At 55.6% G+C, this 16,185-nt stretch carries 17 protein-coding genes; 5 read left to right on the top strand and 12 right to left on the bottom strand.

All coding sequences use genetic code 11. The annotated features are described in order from the left end of the window. Nucleotides 1-56 precede the first annotated feature (56 nt). Nucleotides 57-230 (top strand): hypothetical protein, encoded by a 174-nt coding sequence (locus AFK66_RS22745; RefSeq protein WP_007670864.1) that lies wholly within the window; start codon nt 57-59, stop codon nt 228-230. 39 nt (nt 231-269) lie between these two features. Here AFK66_RS22745 and AFK66_RS23025 read toward each other — a convergent pair whose 3' ends face one another. The 3 genes from AFK66_RS23025 to AFK66_RS11265 all read right to left on the bottom strand — a co-directional run bounded on the left by AFK66_RS23025 (nt 270) and on the right by AFK66_RS11265 (nt 2,510). Next, the gene (locus tag AFK66_RS23025) at nt 270-1,016 is read right to left on the bottom strand and encodes a hypothetical protein (RefSeq protein ID WP_230582680.1); all 747 of its coding nucleotides are present in this window, start codon (nt 1,014-1,016) and stop codon (nt 270-272) included. Beyond that, entirely contained in the window at nt 959-1,447 is a 489-nt protein-coding gene (locus tag AFK66_RS23020; protein ID WP_230582681.1) for a DUF4303 domain-containing protein, read from the bottom strand. Before AFK66_RS23020 ends, AFK66_RS23025 begins: the two co-directional genes overlap by 58 nt. Nucleotides 1,448-1,568: 121 nt before the next feature. Continuing rightward, the gene (locus AFK66_RS11265) at nt 1,569-2,510 is read right to left on the bottom strand and encodes a VirK/YbjX family protein (protein ID WP_032968124.1); all 942 of its coding nucleotides are present in this window, start codon (nt 2,508-2,510) and stop codon (nt 1,569-1,571) included. A gap of 444 nt (nt 2,511-2,954) precedes the next feature. Here AFK66_RS11265 and AFK66_RS11260 point away from each other — a divergent pair, with 444 nt between their 5' ends. Further along, a complete protein-coding gene (locus tag AFK66_RS11260; protein ID WP_007783509.1) occupies nt 2,955-3,260 on the top strand; it encodes a hypothetical protein in 306 nt (101 codons plus the stop codon). Here AFK66_RS11260 and AFK66_RS11255 read toward each other — a convergent pair. Continuing rightward, nucleotides 3,257-3,613 (bottom strand): DUF488 domain-containing protein, encoded by a 357-nt coding sequence (locus AFK66_RS11255; RefSeq protein ID WP_007783511.1) that lies wholly within the window; start codon nt 3,611-3,613, stop codon nt 3,257-3,259. The two genes, AFK66_RS11260 and AFK66_RS11255, sit on opposite strands and share 4 nt — an antisense overlap. 206 nt (nt 3,614-3,819) lie before the next feature. Between AFK66_RS11255 and AFK66_RS11250 the strand changes: the two genes are divergently transcribed. Further along, the gene (locus tag AFK66_RS11250; RefSeq protein ID WP_007783514.1) at nt 3,820-4,527 is read left to right on the top strand and encodes a CTP synthase C-terminal region-related (seleno)protein; all 708 of its coding nucleotides are present in this window, start codon (nt 3,820-3,822) and stop codon (nt 4,525-4,527) included. Between the two features lies 1 nt (nt 4,528). Here the strand turns inward: AFK66_RS11250 and AFK66_RS11245 are convergent, their stop codons facing one another. The 3 genes from AFK66_RS11245 to AFK66_RS11235 form a co-directional block, all read right to left on the bottom strand. Next, nucleotides 4,529-5,713, bottom strand: a complete 1,185-nt coding sequence (locus tag AFK66_RS11245) for a CynX/NimT family MFS transporter (protein WP_023898929.1) — start codon at nt 5,711-5,713, stop codon at nt 4,529-4,531. Between the two features lie 72 nt (nt 5,714-5,785). Next, nucleotides 5,786-6,232, bottom strand: coding sequence for a DUF441 domain-containing protein (locus AFK66_RS11240; protein WP_007783537.1), 447 nt, complete (start codon nt 6,230-6,232; stop codon nt 5,786-5,788). A 189-nt stretch (nt 6,233-6,421) separates the two neighbouring features. Continuing rightward, nucleotides 6,422-6,946, bottom strand: a complete 525-nt coding sequence (locus AFK66_RS11235; RefSeq protein ID WP_007783540.1) for a YbaK/prolyl-tRNA synthetase associated domain-containing protein — start codon at nt 6,944-6,946, stop codon at nt 6,422-6,424. Between the two features lie 439 nt (nt 6,947-7,385). On the opposite strand from AFK66_RS11235, the gene AFK66_RS11230 reads away from it, so the two are divergent. Further along, the gene (locus tag AFK66_RS11230; protein WP_004386632.1) at nt 7,386-7,559 is read left to right on the top strand and encodes a con-10 family general stress protein; all 174 of its coding nucleotides are present in this window, start codon (nt 7,386-7,388) and stop codon (nt 7,557-7,559) included. A gap of 50 nt (nt 7,560-7,609) precedes the next feature. Here the strand turns inward: AFK66_RS11230 and AFK66_RS11225 are convergent, their stop codons facing one another. The 3 genes from AFK66_RS11225 to yeaG form a co-directional block, all read right to left on the bottom strand. Next, a complete protein-coding gene (locus tag AFK66_RS11225) occupies nt 7,610-9,130 on the bottom strand; it encodes an EAL domain-containing protein (protein ID WP_007783543.1) in 1,521 nt (506 codons plus the stop codon). A gap of 284 nt (nt 9,131-9,414) precedes the next feature. Further along, entirely contained in the window at nt 9,415-10,698 is a 1,284-nt protein-coding gene (locus tag AFK66_RS11215) for a YeaH/YhbH family protein (RefSeq protein ID WP_023898926.1), read from the bottom strand. Between the two features lie 126 nt (nt 10,699-10,824). After that, nucleotides 10,825-12,759 carry a protein kinase YeaG gene (yeaG, locus tag AFK66_RS11210; RefSeq protein WP_004386628.1) on the bottom strand — a complete coding sequence of 645 codons (1,935 nt, stop codon included), beginning with the start codon at nt 12,757-12,759 and terminating at the stop codon, nt 10,825-10,827. A 472-nt stretch (nt 12,760-13,231) separates the two neighbouring features. Here yeaG and AFK66_RS11205 point away from each other — a divergent pair, with 472 nt between their 5' ends. Then, nucleotides 13,232-13,942, top strand: coding sequence for a MipA/OmpV family protein (locus AFK66_RS11205; RefSeq protein ID WP_023898925.1), 711 nt, complete (start codon nt 13,232-13,234; stop codon nt 13,940-13,942). A 113-nt stretch (nt 13,943-14,055) separates the two neighbouring features. On the opposite strand, the gene AFK66_RS11200 is transcribed toward AFK66_RS11205, so the two are convergent. Next, nucleotides 14,056-14,943 carry a D-hexose-6-phosphate mutarotase gene (locus AFK66_RS11200; RefSeq protein WP_007783555.1) on the bottom strand — a complete coding sequence of 296 codons (888 nt, stop codon included), beginning with the start codon at nt 14,941-14,943 and terminating at the stop codon, nt 14,056-14,058. Nucleotides 14,944-15,019: 76 nt separating this feature from the next. Then, a complete protein-coding gene (gene gapA, locus AFK66_RS11195) occupies nt 15,020-16,015 on the bottom strand; it encodes a glyceraldehyde-3-phosphate dehydrogenase (RefSeq protein WP_032983096.1) in 996 nt (331 codons plus the stop codon). Nucleotides 16,016-16,185: the final 170 nt, after the last annotated feature.

Below are 16,185 nucleotides of genomic sequence, written 5' to 3'. Positions count from 1 at the left end.
GGCTTTCTGGTCAGCTACACTTAGTGTGTTAACTCTGATGGATACAGGAGGTCATCATGTTTTTTGGTTTCGGATACTTCGGCGAATCGCAAAAAGAGCAGGCTTTTCGCTTACAGGCGGAAGAGCAGGGCGGCGGCACGCCTGGCCCTGAAGGGGAAGTGACGCGCAAGCGTGACGACAGCGATGACGACGAGAAAGGGCCGTATCGCTCAGAAGACGACGCAAAATAAAAAAACCGCCTGCTGGCGGTTTTTTTATGGGCGCAAGGATCAGCGAAGCTTATCTTCAGCTTCTTCCAGTACCGCCTGCGCATGGGCGCGGATCAGCGCAACGTGTGAGGTCAGCCCGGCACGGGCGGCTGGAATTTCGGCTGGTGTGATGCGGCAATACCCACGCCCCGGCTGAAGCTCATGCGCCACGGCAGCCTCAAGCTGCGGATGCGCTTCCAGCGCCGCTTCGAGCGGGCGATAGTCGAGCGGCAGAAACCGTCCGCAGTCGCGAAAACTGCGATACGGTGCCGTAAGTCCGGTAGCGGCAATATCCGGTGCCAGCTCCGGAACCCGCGCGACGATAGAATCCATCCTGCCAAGTCGCGCCAGCGCGCAGGCCGCCCAGCAACGATCGCTGTTGTCCGCGTTCTCATCATCCAGCAGACCGCAGAGCGCGGTGATGGCCTCCTCCGTGGCGTCGTTAATTTCGGCGATAAGTTTGCAGGCATTCCAGCGCTCGCCTGGCGCGTCACCGCGCACCACCGCCGCAAGCGGCACCACGGCAGGTTGTCCGATAGCTTTCAGCAGTTCGTCATACCCTCCATACAGCGTGCCCCGGACGACACCGAGCGCCAGTGGCACCAGCTCGCGAAGCTGCTCTTCGGGGGGCAGGGCGGTCAGGCGGCGGCGTTCTTTTTCGTCGGCGTCATACTGCGGAAAATGGCGCAGCAGCTGCGCGCGGGTGAGACTCAGAGGGACAAGCTCACCGGCGTCGTCTTCGGCGATAATAATAAAATTCTTATCCACCACGCCTTCACGGATGAGCTGCTGACGCGCCTTTTTGGCGGCCTTCGGGAAGCGGCGCAAAAAATGGTCGTAAGTTTTCTCCCACACGGAAAAGGTAGCGTTGCGCGCAGCGAAATCTCCGCACTCCTGTGCCAGCCTTTCAGCTTGTAAGGCAGATCTGCCGAAGACCAGCGCAGGCTCTCGGTTAGCGATGCTGGCGATGAAGTATCGCCCTGCGCCTGATATTCTGCCACGCGCCGCGCGAGACTTTCCTCCGTCCCCACCGCGATGCAGGGCCAGTACAGGACGGCCCCGTCGCCATAAAAAGCATGGAAGGTGGCACCGTACAGACGCTCCTGCGGGTGTTGTTGATGCACGTCGCGAACCGCAGCGACCATCATCGTGACGGCAGCCTCTTCCAGGGCCTGCCAGTCGAAAGCCTGTTGTGCCATGCGTTTTCCTTGTGAGCGATGCAAAACCTGATGCAGTCTACCAGGACGACGGCGGGCGGGTAAGCTGCGCAAACCTGGGGGAAACGCCATAAAAAAAGGCGGCCAGAAGGCCGCCTGAGCATTACTGCGCGTTCAGCGCGCGCCACTGCTCTGCCAGAGCATCCAGCAGCTCGTAGCGTTTACGGTACTCAGAGCGTTTCTTGCTGGCGACCTCTTCGAGCGGTTTGCGCGCGGCAGCAAGCGGCAGCGTAAAATAGCGCACGCCGCGACGCTCGCCGCCGAGCGATTCCCAGAACTCATCGTAGCTTGCAAAAAAGTGACGCCCTTTGCTGAAGCGATAACGCAGGCCGCGGAACACGTGACCGTTATTACTCACCGCCTCGAAATGGGTCATGCCATGCTGCTGAATCATCAGCCACAGAACTTCCATCAGCAGCCGTTTCGGGAAGACGCCGTAACAGGCTTTCGTCGCATCACGAATGGCTTCATGCGGTACGCTTCTGCGCGGCCCCTGCAGGCCGCCGATGGCAATGCCGTAGCCGCTGGCGTCGCGCACCACGCTGAACGTCAGGCTGGCGAGCAGCACATCATCACAGCGCAGCCACAGTGTACTTTCGCCTTCACGCTCGGCTTTATGGGCCGATGACGCACTAATGACGACCGTTTTCTCTTTCGCCGCAAGGGTAAAAAGCGGCTGCTCGCTGGTCGCGCAGAGCGCATCGGCAAGACGCGGGGCGGCCTGAGCCTGGATAAAATCGTAGTGATTAATGATGGCGCTGCCACGCTCGCCTGCGCTTAATCCCAGACGCAGATAGTGGCGGTGGATTTTGCCGGGCAGCGTTTTCTGTACGCTCAACAGCTGTTCAAAACGTGGATTTGTCGCCAGGGCATCCATAAAGCGCAGCGTGGCGGACAGATAAATAGCACTTCGCAGCGCAAACTTCAGACGATAACTTTTTTTCTGCCATAACCCGCCGGGCATCAGTGTGCCTGTAGTGAGTGCCTTAATAAGATCCAGGCCGCTGCTGGGGGTGTGCTCAGCGTGAGAAGTGATGACCGACATGAGAAAAACCTGAAAGAACGCGAATCTCCGAATTATATCGATCCGATCTCACTGCTTTTTAAACGGCAGCTCAATGTCTTTTAATCAGGCAATTTTTAGTGGGTGTGTATATAAAAAAACACCCCGCGGATATGAAGGAGAGCATGGAAGGCTGTCGTTATCGGCCGCACGAGCAGGGCAATTGCCCGTACCGCGTTTTCATGGTGCCGCAAGCCGCTCCTGCAGCGGGGTAAGGTGAGGCAAAATGGTAGTGATGTGAGGCATCACCAGCGTAGCGGCAAGCTTAACGGCAAAGCAGGGCGAGAGGATGAAGAAAATATGAAGATTCGCCAGCAAAACATGCGGTTTTTTTGATTCAGAAATCTTTACATCGTGACATAAGAATGTTCTGATCTACGCGTTACATTTATTGCTTATATTGCTTATTGCGAACGCGGAAAGACCATGCAACAACTCAAGCCAGGCGCTCTCGCCATTATCATCGGCGCCCGTACCGCTGCCGGACGGGAGAATATCGGTAAATCTGTTGAACTCTTCAGCCTCTGCCAGCCGGGCGAGCGCTTTATTAACCCCGTCACCGGTTTTATGACTGAAGTGCCCAAAAGCTGCGCCCGCCCGCTGTGGCTGGTGACGGGCGATGTCGTGGCCGCCGACGGTCAGGCTGGCTTTGCGTTTGTCCGCGCCGAACACCTGATGCCGCTTGACGGCCAGTTGCTGCCGCTCGAAGAAACGGCGCTACTCCTCGACTAAGCCTTTTCAGCAAGCTCCCTGAGCCACGCCGCGAGGATCTGCGCGTGGTTCTGGTGCCTGTCTTTCGCGCCAAACAACAGCGTGAGCGTTCCTTTACGGGAAATCGCCGCCAGACGCTCGCCTTCTTCCTGTTGTGCGGCAAGCTCTTCACGGTAGCGCTCGCTAAAGTGCGTAAAATCGATAACCTCGCCGTGTAACGCCTTGCGAAGCGCCGTCGAAGGAGCCAGCGCTTTATTCCACTCATCTAACGGCAAATCCGCTTTTTTAATGCCGCGTGGCCAGAGCCTGTCTACCAGCACCCGGTAGCCGTCCTGCGCGTCTGGCTCGTCGTAAACGCGTTTCAGCGTAATCATCTTTGCCTCCTGGCTTGTCGTTATCTGTGGGCGATTATCGTCCTCGTGAAGGCGTGAGGCAAACCACAGCGCGCGATTGCCCGAGACGTCTCGCAAAATTTGCCTATCATTCACTGCAGATTTTGGGTGTTGTTAGCGAGCGCGCAGATCGGTATGCTGACGCTCCTTATGTTGTGCTTAATTCATTCCGGCATAAGGAAAACCCTATGGAAATCTCTCCGCTCACTTCCACCCTGCGTATTGCGCTGGTCGGCGACTATAACAGCGCGACGGTCGCGCATCAGGCGATTCCGCTGGCAATTGATGACGCCGCCGCGGTGCTGGAACTCACCGCCGATTACGACTGGCTCCCGACCAAAGATATTAAAAGCCCGGAAGATCTGGTGGGTTATGACGCCATCTGGGTGGTGCCTGGCAGCCCTTATGAAAATGAAAACGGGGCGTTTATCGCTATTCGTTACGCCCGCGAAAACGCCATTCCGTTTCTCGGCACCTGTGGCGGTTTTCAGCATGCGGTAATTGAATATGCCCGTAATGTCCTGGGCTGGCGCGACGCCAACCACGGCGAAACGGCGCAGGGCGGCAGACTGGTGATTGCACCGCTCAGCTGTTCGCTGGTGGAGCAGACCGGGGAGATAGAGCTGCGTCCGCATACGCTTATCGCGCGCGCTTATGGACGTGAGGAAATTGCAGAGGCGTATCGCTGCAACTTTGGCGTGGCACCGGAGTTTGTCGACGCACTCAGTAAGGAAGCGCTGAAAATTACCGGCTGGGATAGCGAGGGCGACGTGCGCGCCGTCGAGCTGACGACGCATCCGTTCTTCGTGGCGACGCTGTTCCAGCACGAGCGCGGGGCGCTGGAAGGACGTCCGGTGCCGCTGGTTCGTGAATTCCTGCGCGCCGCCCGGCGTTAAGTTACGGCGCGCCGATTTCCCGCGCGCGCCCGGCAAACCCGCCTGCGATCGCCATTACCACGGCCAGTGTGGCGCAGACCATTAACGGCAGGATCCAGCTCTGCAGCAGATCGTGGAGCCTGCCGATGACTGGCGGCCCGCATGCCGCCAGCAAATATCCCACCGACTGCGCCATCCCGGAGAGCGCCGCGGCCTGATGCGCGGAGCTTGCGCGCAGGCCGATAAACGTCAGGCCGAGGATCATCGTAGCCCCCGATCCAAAACCGAAAATCATCACCCACCACGCGGCAAGATGCGGGAAAAACCACAGCCCGACCGGGCTTACGGCGCAGAGCAGCGCGGTCAGAATGGCGATGCCGCGCTGATCGCGAAGTCTTGCAAGCAACAGCGGCACCGCAATGCCCGGTATGGCGGTGGCAAGCTGCATCAGTCCGTGCAGCGAACCCGCCTGCGCTTCGCTAAAGCCGCTGCTTATCAGAATCGACGGCAGCCAGCCGATAACGATGTAATAAATAAGCGAGTTAACGCCCAGAAAGAGCGTCACCTGCCAGGCCAGCGCCGAGCGCCAGATGCCGCGACTGTGCGCCGCCGCGTTGCCGCCGACGGTATCGTGGCGGGAAGAGCGTAATTGCGGCAGCCAGAGCAGCAGAGCAAGCAGCGGAAAGACAATCAGCGCCAGCAGCGCGCCGCGCCAGCCGCCACTAAGGGCTGCGACCGGCACCACCAGCGCCGATCCTGCCGCCGCCGCAAGTCCCATCGTCAGCGAATACGCGCCGGTGAGTTTCGCCACCTTGCCCGGAAAATCCCGCTTGATCATGCCAGGCAGCAGCACGTTGCCGATGGCTATTCCGCAGCCGATAAGCGCGGTGCCGGCAAAGAGCGCTGCCGCACTGCCGGAGGAGCGCAGAAGAATGCCCGCGCAGATAAGCAGCAGCGCCCCGCAAAGGCTGCGCTCCATCCCGAAACGCCGCGCGCTGCCCGCCGCCAGCGGCGATACCAGCGCGAAGGCCAGCAGCGGCAACGTGGTCAGAAGCCCTGTCGCCGCTGTGGAGAGGGAGAAATCAACGCGGATAGCGTCCAGCAGCGGCGCCGCCCCGGTAAAGGTAACGCGAAGGGTGGTCGCGATGGTCAACAGGCCCGCCAGCAGCAGCCAGCCGCCGCGACGCCCGGAAGTCAGGTTAGTCATTCGTTCCTCATCTACACGCAGACGCTGTGGCGCTGCGCGAGTACAGCGGGTAAAAGAGTGGTAACAACGATTCTACTGACGGCCAATCAGTAAAGAAACCAGGCCTGCGGCGATAAGCGGCCCTACCGGTACGCCGCGAAAGAGCGCCACGCCAAGGACGGTGCCGACCAGCAGCCCGGCGACAATCGACGGCTGACTGCCCATGAGCGCCACACCTTTGCCGCCAAGCCAGGAGACAAAAATCCCGACGGCGATAGCGACCAGCGATTTCCAGTTTAAAAAGGCGTGGAAGAGGGTGGAGGTGGGCAGGGTGCCGCTGGCGATGGGCGCCATCACGCTGATAGTCAGAATAATAATCCCGATGGTGACGCCCTGTTTTTCCACCCAAGGAAACCACGCGCTGAGCGGCGTCATACGAATCACAATCAGCACCAGCACAGAGACCGTCACGGTCATGTTGTGGCTGACAAACCCAAGCCCGGCGAGCGCCAGCAGGATAAGCAGCGTGATATCAAACATCTTTAGCTCCTTGCCAGAAAAAGAAAGCGTGCCGCCTGTCGTCATTATTCTGCAATCAAAAGGCGCTATCAGTGGAATCAGCATCCCACTGTTCTTAACGCGAGACACCCGGAGAAACGATGAACGATCTACTCTCGCCCGATGCGCTCTGGATAACCACGTTCTTTTTCGCCACCGCCGCCACGCTGGTTATTGCGGTGCGGTATCTGGAGCGGCGCTGGTAGACGGCGCGCGATGAAAAGCCACCAGTGTGGGTTTGGCGAGCCGCAGATAGTCGGCGGTGTCCATGATAATCGATTTTTCGAGCAGACCGGCATTAAAGGCAATTTCGTCGTGGCGCTCAAAGAGCAGCGGATCGGCCACCAGTTTGAGTTCCGGGTGAAAACTGAACGGCGGAATAGCGCCGAAGACGCAGCGGGTAAGCGCATCAACTTCCGCCGGGCTTGCCAGCGACGCTTTGGTGCCACCGAGATGCTGCGCGAGCTGTGCAAGATCCGCCTGGAGATCGGCGCCCAGTACCGCCAGCACCACCTGCTTAACGCCATTACCTTTGATTTTACAGACCAGCGCCTTGGCGCCCTGGCTTAATCGCGTACCGCGAATTTCCGAGACCGCCTCGCATTTGCCCATCGCCTCATGTTCCATCACGCGAAACCGCGCCTGCCCGTGGGTCAGTAAATCCACGAGTTGCTGGTGAATATCCGTACCTTTCATTCTGTCGCCTCGTTTAAAGGATAATGTTTTCCACCTTACTGGCGGTTCGCTTATTTTGCAACGCCAGTAAATTTTCACAAAATAAAAGTAAATAAAATAAACAAGCTAGAGCCATTTCTCACAAAAAATAAACTCTGTCGTTTGGCTTACTTTGCGAAGCTGTATTAGAGTCATAAGAGTGTCTTATGAAGACGGCGGCAGTCATCAGGCAGACAATAATATCTCCATGTTGACACGTCGTAATAAGCGCAGCGCCGGAATGTGGCGAGACGGTTTCACAATCGGTGCTTTGCCGGGAATACCCTGAACAAAGCGACGCTTGCGAAAAAATGCATGGAGGCGCGCTCTTGCTGTCAAGTGTAAGGATACTTTCGGCAGATGATATTTTTTCAGTATTGACCTTTTTTCTGGTAACACTAACCCAATCCCGGAGGCTGTTATGGCAGAACATCGTGGTGGTTCCGGCAATTTTGCCGAAAATCGTGAAAAAGCATCAGAAGCGGGTAAAAAAGGCGGACAGCAGAGCGGCGGGAATTTTAAAAATGACCCGGAACGCGCGTCTGAAGCAGGTAAAAAAGGTGGCCAGAACAGCCACAGCGGCGGACGTAAATAATCCGGCCCATTAATTTTATCTGTTATCGCAGCAGCCTCAGGGCTGCTGTTTTATTTTGCCTGCATCGTCAGTAATAAGCGCAGCGCCTGGCTGTCGATAGGGCGGGAAAACCACCATCCCTGGCCATAGCAGCCCGGAAAATTATCCTGTAAGTAATCCACCTGCAACCGCTGTTCAAGCCCTTCAAATACCACCTGCTGGGGCATCGCTTTCAGCATCTCAACTAAATTGACCAGTAGCGTTTTATTCAGCGTTGGTGTGCCTATCGCATCGGTAATGCTTTTATCCACTTTCACTTCATCAATCGGCAGGCGCGAAAGCCAGGATATGGTTGAATAACCGGTACCGAAATCATCCAGCGCAATTAAAAAACCATGTTGCTTAAATAACGCGATGGCCGCTTCCATATGCGCGAGCGTGGCATTTTCCCGCTCCGTTATTTCCAGCATAATGCGATTCGCCGCAAGACCCGTTTTGTGCGTTAATTGCGTAAGAAAATCGAGATAATGCCGGGAAAAGAGATCGTTGAGGCTAATATTAATGCTGAGCGTCAGGTCATAAGGTTCCAGTAATTCCACCGTTTCCGCAATAGCCTGGGTCGTCACAAATTCGGTGACTTTACTCATCATGCCTTCTTTTTCCGCCAGCGGGATAAAAATATCGGGCGGGACGGCATCGCCGTTATGATCGTGCCAGCGCAGCAGCGCTTCCATACCTTTCATCCGGCCGGTTTCGATTTCATAAATGGGCTGATAAGCTACCCGCAAGTCGCCGTTTTTCAACGCATTTTCAAGACGAACAGGCAGTGATGTCTGTTTTTTTCGATACAGCGCCAGGCAAGCGCAGAGCAGTGACCCGAGGATAATGCCGAGCGCGATAAGCAATACGAGGGTATACCAGCGCGCCTGGAGCAGGCCATAAGGATGCGTACCGGCAATGACGCAGAGATCGTATTGCGCATTGCAACGCTCTTTGGTGATGAAATACCAGGCATAATGCGAGGTGGTATTGGTTTCAGATAATGACGCCTGCGTCGGTCCAAGCGTAAACCAGCGATGGTCGCGTTGTGAATTGGTAATTATCGCGCTGTAGTGGGCCGTCCCGGCGTCATTTTCAAAGCGGGTGAAAACGAAGGGAGAAAATATCACCAGCAGATCGTTGCGCCACCAGGCACTGACGTTAATCGTTTCGGTCAGCGGCAGATTTAATAACCAGCGGGCGCCGTCGCGACTGACGATATTTTCCGTCGCGGTCAGCGGTTGTGGAACAGGAAGATGTCCCCAGAGCGCCGAGCAGATAATCCCGCGAGAGCCGGTGCGCCCGACATCTTTGATCATCTGGTATTCCCACAACAGTGTGCGCAGTGAATTAAGATCGGCTTCGCTACAGGGAGAATAATGCGCCATTTTCATCTCGCGGGCAGCAAGCGAGTTTGCCTGCTGTAAAAGCGTGACGGCGCGTTCCAGTAGCGACTGGCTATACGCTTCTATTCGACTGGACTCTGTCCGCCAGTACACAATTTGCGCAACAGCCAGGATGGCAAATATGCTGGCGAAGATTATCCCCACCATCCCGGACGTCTTATTCAAGCCCAATGAGACCCTGTTAAACATGATTCACGGAGGTCCTGCGACGGCGCCGCGTCGTTATTTTATAATGCCGCTCACTATAACTGATAGCGAACCGGCTGTAAGTAAAATCTGTAGGGTTATTAATAAGGAACCGGTGCGTTACTTAATATTCTGGTTAAGAATTTTCATTTATTTAAGCGGGGCTGACATAAAGGTTAAGTGTCACTTTAATTAAAGATAAGTTGATAAGAAATGTAAAGGGCCGACACGCGTCGGCCCTGTGCTTAGCTCCAGTTTTCGCTGGCCTGCTTATGAAACAGCTCACGAAATACCGGGTAGATATCATCCTGATCGCGAATATGCTGCATCGCGAAATTCTCATATTTCGCCTGCAAATCCTCATATTCACGCCACAGCGTCTGGTGGGCGCGGCGGGTGATTTCGATATAACTGTAATATCGCACCACCGGCAGGATTTTCTTAGCCAGAATTTCGTGACAGAGCGGTGAATCGTCGGCCCAGTTATCGCCGTCAGAAGCCTGCGCGGCGTATATATTCCACTGTGCCGGATCGTAACGGGCTTTCACCACTTCATCCATCAGCTTCAGCGCGCTGGATACAATGGTCCCGCCGGTCTCCTGGGAATAGAAAAACTCATGTTCATCCACTTCTTTCGCCTGCGTATGGTGGCGGATATAGACCACATCGACGTTTTTATAGGTCCGGCTCAGGAACAGATAGAGCAGAATATAAAAGCGTTTGGCCATATCTTTGGTGGCCTGATCCATCGAGCCTGAGACGTCCATCAGGCAGAACATCACCGCCTGGCTTGACGGCTCCGGGCGTTTTTCAAAGTTCTTGTAGCGCAGATCGAAGGTGTCGATAAACGGGACACGGTCGATTTTGGCGCGCAGTTCGGCGATCTCCCGGCGTAACCGCTCCTCTTCAAGCAGTTGCGCCGGTTCGCTCCTGAGTGCTTCGTCCAGATTCGCTTCCAGCTCGCGTAGCACCCGGCGCTTGCCCGCGGTCATCGCGGTGCGGCGCGCCAGCGAGTTTTGCAGCGAGCGCACCACGCTGATATTGGCGGGCACGCCGTTGGAGGTGTAGCCCGAGCGATGCGTTTTATATTCGTTTAGCTGCCGGTGCTGATTCTTTTTCAGATTCGGCAGGGCGAGATCTTCAAACAGCAGATCGAGATATTCATCTTTGGAGATCTGGAACACGAACTCATCCTGGCCCTCGCCGTCGGCGCTCGCCTGGCCCTGTCCGCTGCCGCCGCCCCCTCCGCCGCCCTGCGGGCGCTCAATGCGATCGTTCTGGACGAAATGATCGTTACCCGGATGCACGCGATGGCGCAGGCCGCCGCGCCCCTGATGGAACATCGGTTCGCTGATATCGTCATTCGGAATCGAAACGGATTCACCGCTCTGGACGTCGGTCACCGAGCGCTTGTTAATCGCCTCGGAGATCGACTGTTTGATCTGTGCTTTGTAACGGCGCAAGAAGCGCTGGCGGTTTACCGTGCTCTTGTTTTTGCCGTTAAGACGTCGGTCTATGAACCAGGTCATATGCCCCCCGTACTGCATTGCCAACTTTCTTTCTGCCGAACCGTCATCGCCGGATGCGCAGAGCGCTCCGGCGTCCGGTTCGCTTCGTTGTAGGCCCGGTCAGCGCGAACGCCGCCGGGCGATTCGTCAGGACGACTTACGCACGCGCAGATACCATTCGCAAAGCAGACGCACCTGTTTGCGGGTATAGCCTTTTTCCATCATGCGATCGACAAAATCGTCGTGTTTCTTCTGCTCATCAGTGGAAGTTTTGGCGTTAAAGGAGATAACCGGCAGCAGCTCCTCGGTGTTCGAGAACATTTTCTTCTCGATAACCGTGCGCAGCTTCTCATAGCTGGTCCAGTTTGGATTTCGGCCATTATTGTTGGCACGGGCGCGCAGCACGAAGTTGACGATTTCGTTGCGGAAATCTTTCGGGTTGCTGATGCCCGCCGGTTTCTCGATTTTTTCCAGCTCCGCGTTGAGCGATTCGCGGTCAAACAGCTGACCGGTATCCGGGTCGCGGTACTCCTGATCCTGGATCCAGAAATCCGCATAGGTGACGTAGCGGTCAAAGATGTTCTGGCCATATTCGGAGTAAGACTCCAGATACGCTGTCTGAATCTCTTTACCGATAAATTCGGCGTATTTCGGAATCAGATAGCCTTTCAGGAATTCCAGATACCGCTCCGCCTGTTCCTGCGGGAACTGTTCACGTTCGATCTGCTGCTCCAGCACATAGAAAAGATGCACCGGGTTCGCGGCCACTTCGGTATGATCGAAGTTGAAAACGCGTGAGAGGATTTTGAACGCGAAACGGGTCGAGAGCCCGTTCATGCCTTCATCGACGCCCGCGTAGTCGCGATACTCCTGATAAGACTTCGCTTTCGGGTCGGTGTCCTTGAGGCTTTCGCCGTCATAGACGCGCATTTTTGAATAGATGCTGGAGTTTTCCGGCTCTTTCAGGCGCGAGAGGATCGAGAAACGGGCCAGGGTTTCCAGCGTGCCGGGCGCGCAGGGCGCATGCGACAGCTCGCTGTGGTTAAGCAGTTTTTCGTAGATTTTGATCTCTTCCGAAATACGCAGGCAGTAAGGCACCTTGACGATATAGACACGGTCAAGGAACGCCTCGTTGTTTTTGTTATTACGGAACGTGACCCATTCCGATTCGTTGGAGTGCGCGAGAATAATGCCGTTAAAGGGCAGGGCGGAAATACCTTCCGTCCCGTTGTAGTTCCCTTCCTGCGTCGCCGTCAGCAGTGGGTGCAGCACTTTAATCGGCGCTTTAAACATCTCGACAAATTCCATCACTCCCTGGTTGGCGCGGCAGAGCGCGCCGGAGTAGCCGTAGGCGTCCGGATCGTTTTGCGCGTGGTGCTCAAGCTTACGGATATCCACTTTACCCACCAGCGCGGAGATATCCTGGTTGTTTTCATCGCCCGGCTCGGTTTTCGCGATAGCGATTTGCTCGAGAATCGACGGCCAGACTTTGACGACGCGGAATTTGGTGATGTCGCCGCCAAACTCATGCAGCCGCTTCGCGGCCCACGGCGACATAATCGTGCCGAGATAGCGGCGCGGAACGTTGTACTCTTTTTCCAGAATTTGCGCGTCTTCCTGCGGGTTGAACAGGCACAGCGGGTGATCGTTGACCGGGCTGCGCTCGCCGTTGGCGCTCAGCACATAAATCGGCACGCGCTGCATCAGCGATTTCAGACGCTCGGCAAGCGACGATTTACCGCCGCCCACCGGCCCCAACAGATAGAGGATCTGTTTCTTCTCTTCCAGACCCTGCGCCGCGTGTTTCAGGTACGACACAATCTGCTCAATGGCCTCTTCCATGCCATAAAACTCTTCAAACGCCGGATACCGGGCGACCACCCGGTTCGAAAAGAGACGGGAGAGCCGTGGCTCCTGGGCAGTATCCACCATCACTGGCTCACCGATGGCCATCAATAGCCGTTCCGCCGCATTTGCATATGCACTGCGATCCTGCCGGCAAACGGTAAGAAATTCCTGCAGTGTGAACTCTTCGTCCTTGGCAGCTTCATAGCGCTGGCGATAGTGATCGAATATATTCATGGCATGCCGTCCTTTCGTTTTTTAGCACAGGTTTAAGAGCCGTTCATATGAATAGTGGAGGCTCCCGGAAGACGTATTCTGAGTACAGCAACCCTAATGCCAACTTAAGCATTTTTTTTGCGCGTTGCACTGTGCTACTGCGGTCAGGGTAATGCACCTTCTTAATTTTAAGCGTAGATGGCATTTGAAAATCTTGCATGCCGCCTTATGAGGGATTCAGTGATTAATCAAGCACTCATCCCGTTGTTTCTGCTGGCGGATTTACATTTACGGCGTGAATTCACCGTCAGGTCATAAAATTGCAAGCCGCCTGTCATGCGAAAATGCGAGGCTGCGCGATCCAATGATGTAAAGAAGTGCGAAAAAATTTGGGGTGAAGCGTAAGGGGCGGTTACACTTCGCGAGCCGATCATTTGACTAAAGGACTTGATGGATTGTGAGCACATTCAAATTTCTGGCACTGGGTGCCCTTATGGCTTCAGCCGCAACCTTTGCGCATGCAGAAGGAAAACTGTCAGTTGGCGCGGGTGCAGGATGGGTGGTAAACCCTTATAAACAGTACGACCGTGACGTTTATCCTCTGCCTGTTATCAACTATGAAGGCGATAACTTCTGGGTACGCGGCCTTGGCGCGGGTTACTACCTGTGGAATGACACTGCCGATAAGCTTTCCATTATGGCGTACTATTCGCCGCTGCACTTCAAGCCGGGCGACAGCGACAGCCGTGCGCTGCGCCGTCTGGACGAGCGCAAATCCACGCTGATGGCGGGCCTCTCTTACGTACACAATACGCCGTATGGCTATCTGCGTACCTCTCTCGCGGCCGATACGCTGGATAACAGCAACGGTATCGTGTGGGATCTGGCGTGGCTTTATCGTTACACCAACGGCGGCCTTACCCTGACGCCGGGCATCGGTGTTGAGTGGAGCAGTGAAAACCAGAATGACTACTACTATGGCGTGAGCGGCAAAGAGTCGCGCCGCAGCGGGCTTGACCGCTATGACGCTGACGATGGCTGGGCGCCGTATGCTGAGCTGACCGCCGTCTATCGTCTCTCTGACAGCTGGAGCGTTTACGGCAGCGGCCGTTACACCCACCTGAGCGACGAAGCCAAAGACAGCCCGATGGTTGACCGTTCCTGGTCTGCGCTGCTGTCTACCGGCGTAACTTACACGTTCTGATGTGTAACGCGATTTTTGGGGCGCCTTATGGCGCCCTTTTTTATGGCGCAGGCTCACGGAAAACAGGGAAGGGCGGATAAAAAAGGCCCCGCTATTCGCGAGGCCGTTGGTTATCAGGCTTTTTTAACGACGCGCAGCGTCTGGGAGAGGCGTGAGGGTTTATCTTCACGCGTCTGCTGCGGTGTGGTCACGCAGGCGGTTTCCACGCAAACGAACGTCTTATAGCCGTCATCCGGCATGTCGCCCATGCTGACGGAGAGCGCCGGGCCTGGGTTCCAGCCCACCACATTGCTGTTGTGGTGATGCACGACTTCGATAGTGCGGTTAAGCGCATCGTCATGGATCAGGCTGCATCCTTCCGGGTTCAGGTAAACGCGATCGGTACGGTCCGGAAACGCCTGCACGCCGCCGTTGAGTTTGCCTTCCTCGCCACCATTCACTTTGTCGATATACGCCTCGCCAAGCCCGCTCACTTTCACGTCGGCGATATCGCCCACGTTGAAATAAGAGTGGAGTGCGGAAGTGGTTTCGAATTCGCCGTGCGCTTCCAGTTCCATTTCGCAGGTTTTGCCGAGCTTATAGCGCGCATAAAGAGTGAAATCGTGCGGCCAGAGCTTACGGCTCGCGTCACTTGCGTGCAGTTCAAACGTCAGCACCACGCCGTTGTCGTCTTCATTATGGGCGCTCAGATTCCACGGCAGGTTGCGTGCGAAACCGTGCGAGGGCAGATCTTTTTGCGCCGACGGGCCAAACCACGGCCAGCAGACAGGCACGCCGCCACGCAGTGCGACACCTTTTTTAAACGGCGTGTTGGCGCTCAGCCATAACACCTCTTCTTCACCAGCCGGTTTCCAGCACAGCAGGTGCGCGCCCTGCAGCGCCACGGCGGCGCGGACCTGCGGATGGTCGATAACGATGATATCCAGCTCGTCATGCTGGCGACGGGAGAGGTAAGGCGTTAACTGCTCAGACACCGGCAGGGCAAAAAGCGTATTGATCATTTCTGGCAATCCTCTGTCTTAAATCCAAATAAAAAGGGCGACCGAAGTCGCCCTTAAGATCAGAATCTCATCTCACTTATTTAGAGATGTGAGCGATCAGGTCCAGTACTTTGTTGGAGTAGCCGGTTTCGTTGTCGTACCAGGAAACCAGTTTCACGAAGTTGTCGTTCAGTGCAATACCTGCTTTAGCATCGAACACTGAAGTGCATACTTCGCCGTTGAAGTCGGTGGAAACCACGTCATCTTCGGTGTAACCCAGAACGCCTTTCATTTCGCCTTCAGCGGCTTTCTTGATAGCTTCTTTGATCTGCTCGTAGGTCGCTGCTTTTTCCAGACGAACGGTCAGGTCAACAACAGATACGTTCGGGGTCGGAACGCGGAACGCCATACCAGTCAGTTTGCCGTTCAGTTCCGGCAGTACTTTACCTACAGCTTTAGCAGCGCCGGTAGAGGACGGGATGATGTTCTGAGCTGCGCCACGGCCGCCGCGCCAGTCTTTGTGAGACGGGCCGTCAACGGTTTTCTGAGTTGCGGTGGTCGCGTGAACGGTGGTCATCAGACCTTCGATGATGCCGAAGTTGTCGTTGATAACTTTCGCCAGCGGTGCCAGGCAGTTGGTGGTGCAGGAAGCGTTGGACACGATGTCCTGGCCTGCATATTTATCAAAGTTAGCGCCACGAACGAACATCGGAGTGTTGTCTTTGGACGGGCCAGTCAGAACAACTTTTTTCGCGCCAGCGGTGATGTGTTTACGTGCGGTTTCGTCGGTCAGGAAGATACCGGTTGCTTCAGCAACCACGTCCACGCCCACTTCGTCCCACTTCAGGTTAGCCGGGTCTTTTTCAGCGGTAACGCGGATTTTTTTACCGTTAACGATCAGATGACCGTCTTTAACTTCAACGGTACCGTCGAAACGGCCGTGAGTAGAGTCATACTTCAGCATGTAGGCCATGTAGTCAGCGTCTAACAGGTCGTTGATTGCAACGATCTCGATGTCAGAACGTTTCTGAGCAGCACGGAAAACAATGCGACCGATACGGCCAAAACCGTTGATACCTACTTTGATAGTCATATATTCCACCAGCTATTTGTTAGTGAATAAAAGGTTGGCTGTAAAATTACAAAAACCTTACGCAGCGTCAAGCGGAATCGTGTCAATCATTGCGACAAATCAATCCTATGGACAAGCTTTGCACGACTGACTCACCTCACTCTTCCTTTTGGGCTCAGGTCCATATGGGG

It is taken from the genome of Cronobacter malonaticus LMG 23826, assembly GCF_001277215.2.
GTDB lineage: Bacteria > Pseudomonadota > Gammaproteobacteria > Enterobacterales > Enterobacteriaceae > Cronobacter > Cronobacter malonaticus.
The sequence above is the reverse complement of the archived record's forward strand: the minus strand, read 5'-3'. Positions and strand labels throughout refer to the sequence as shown.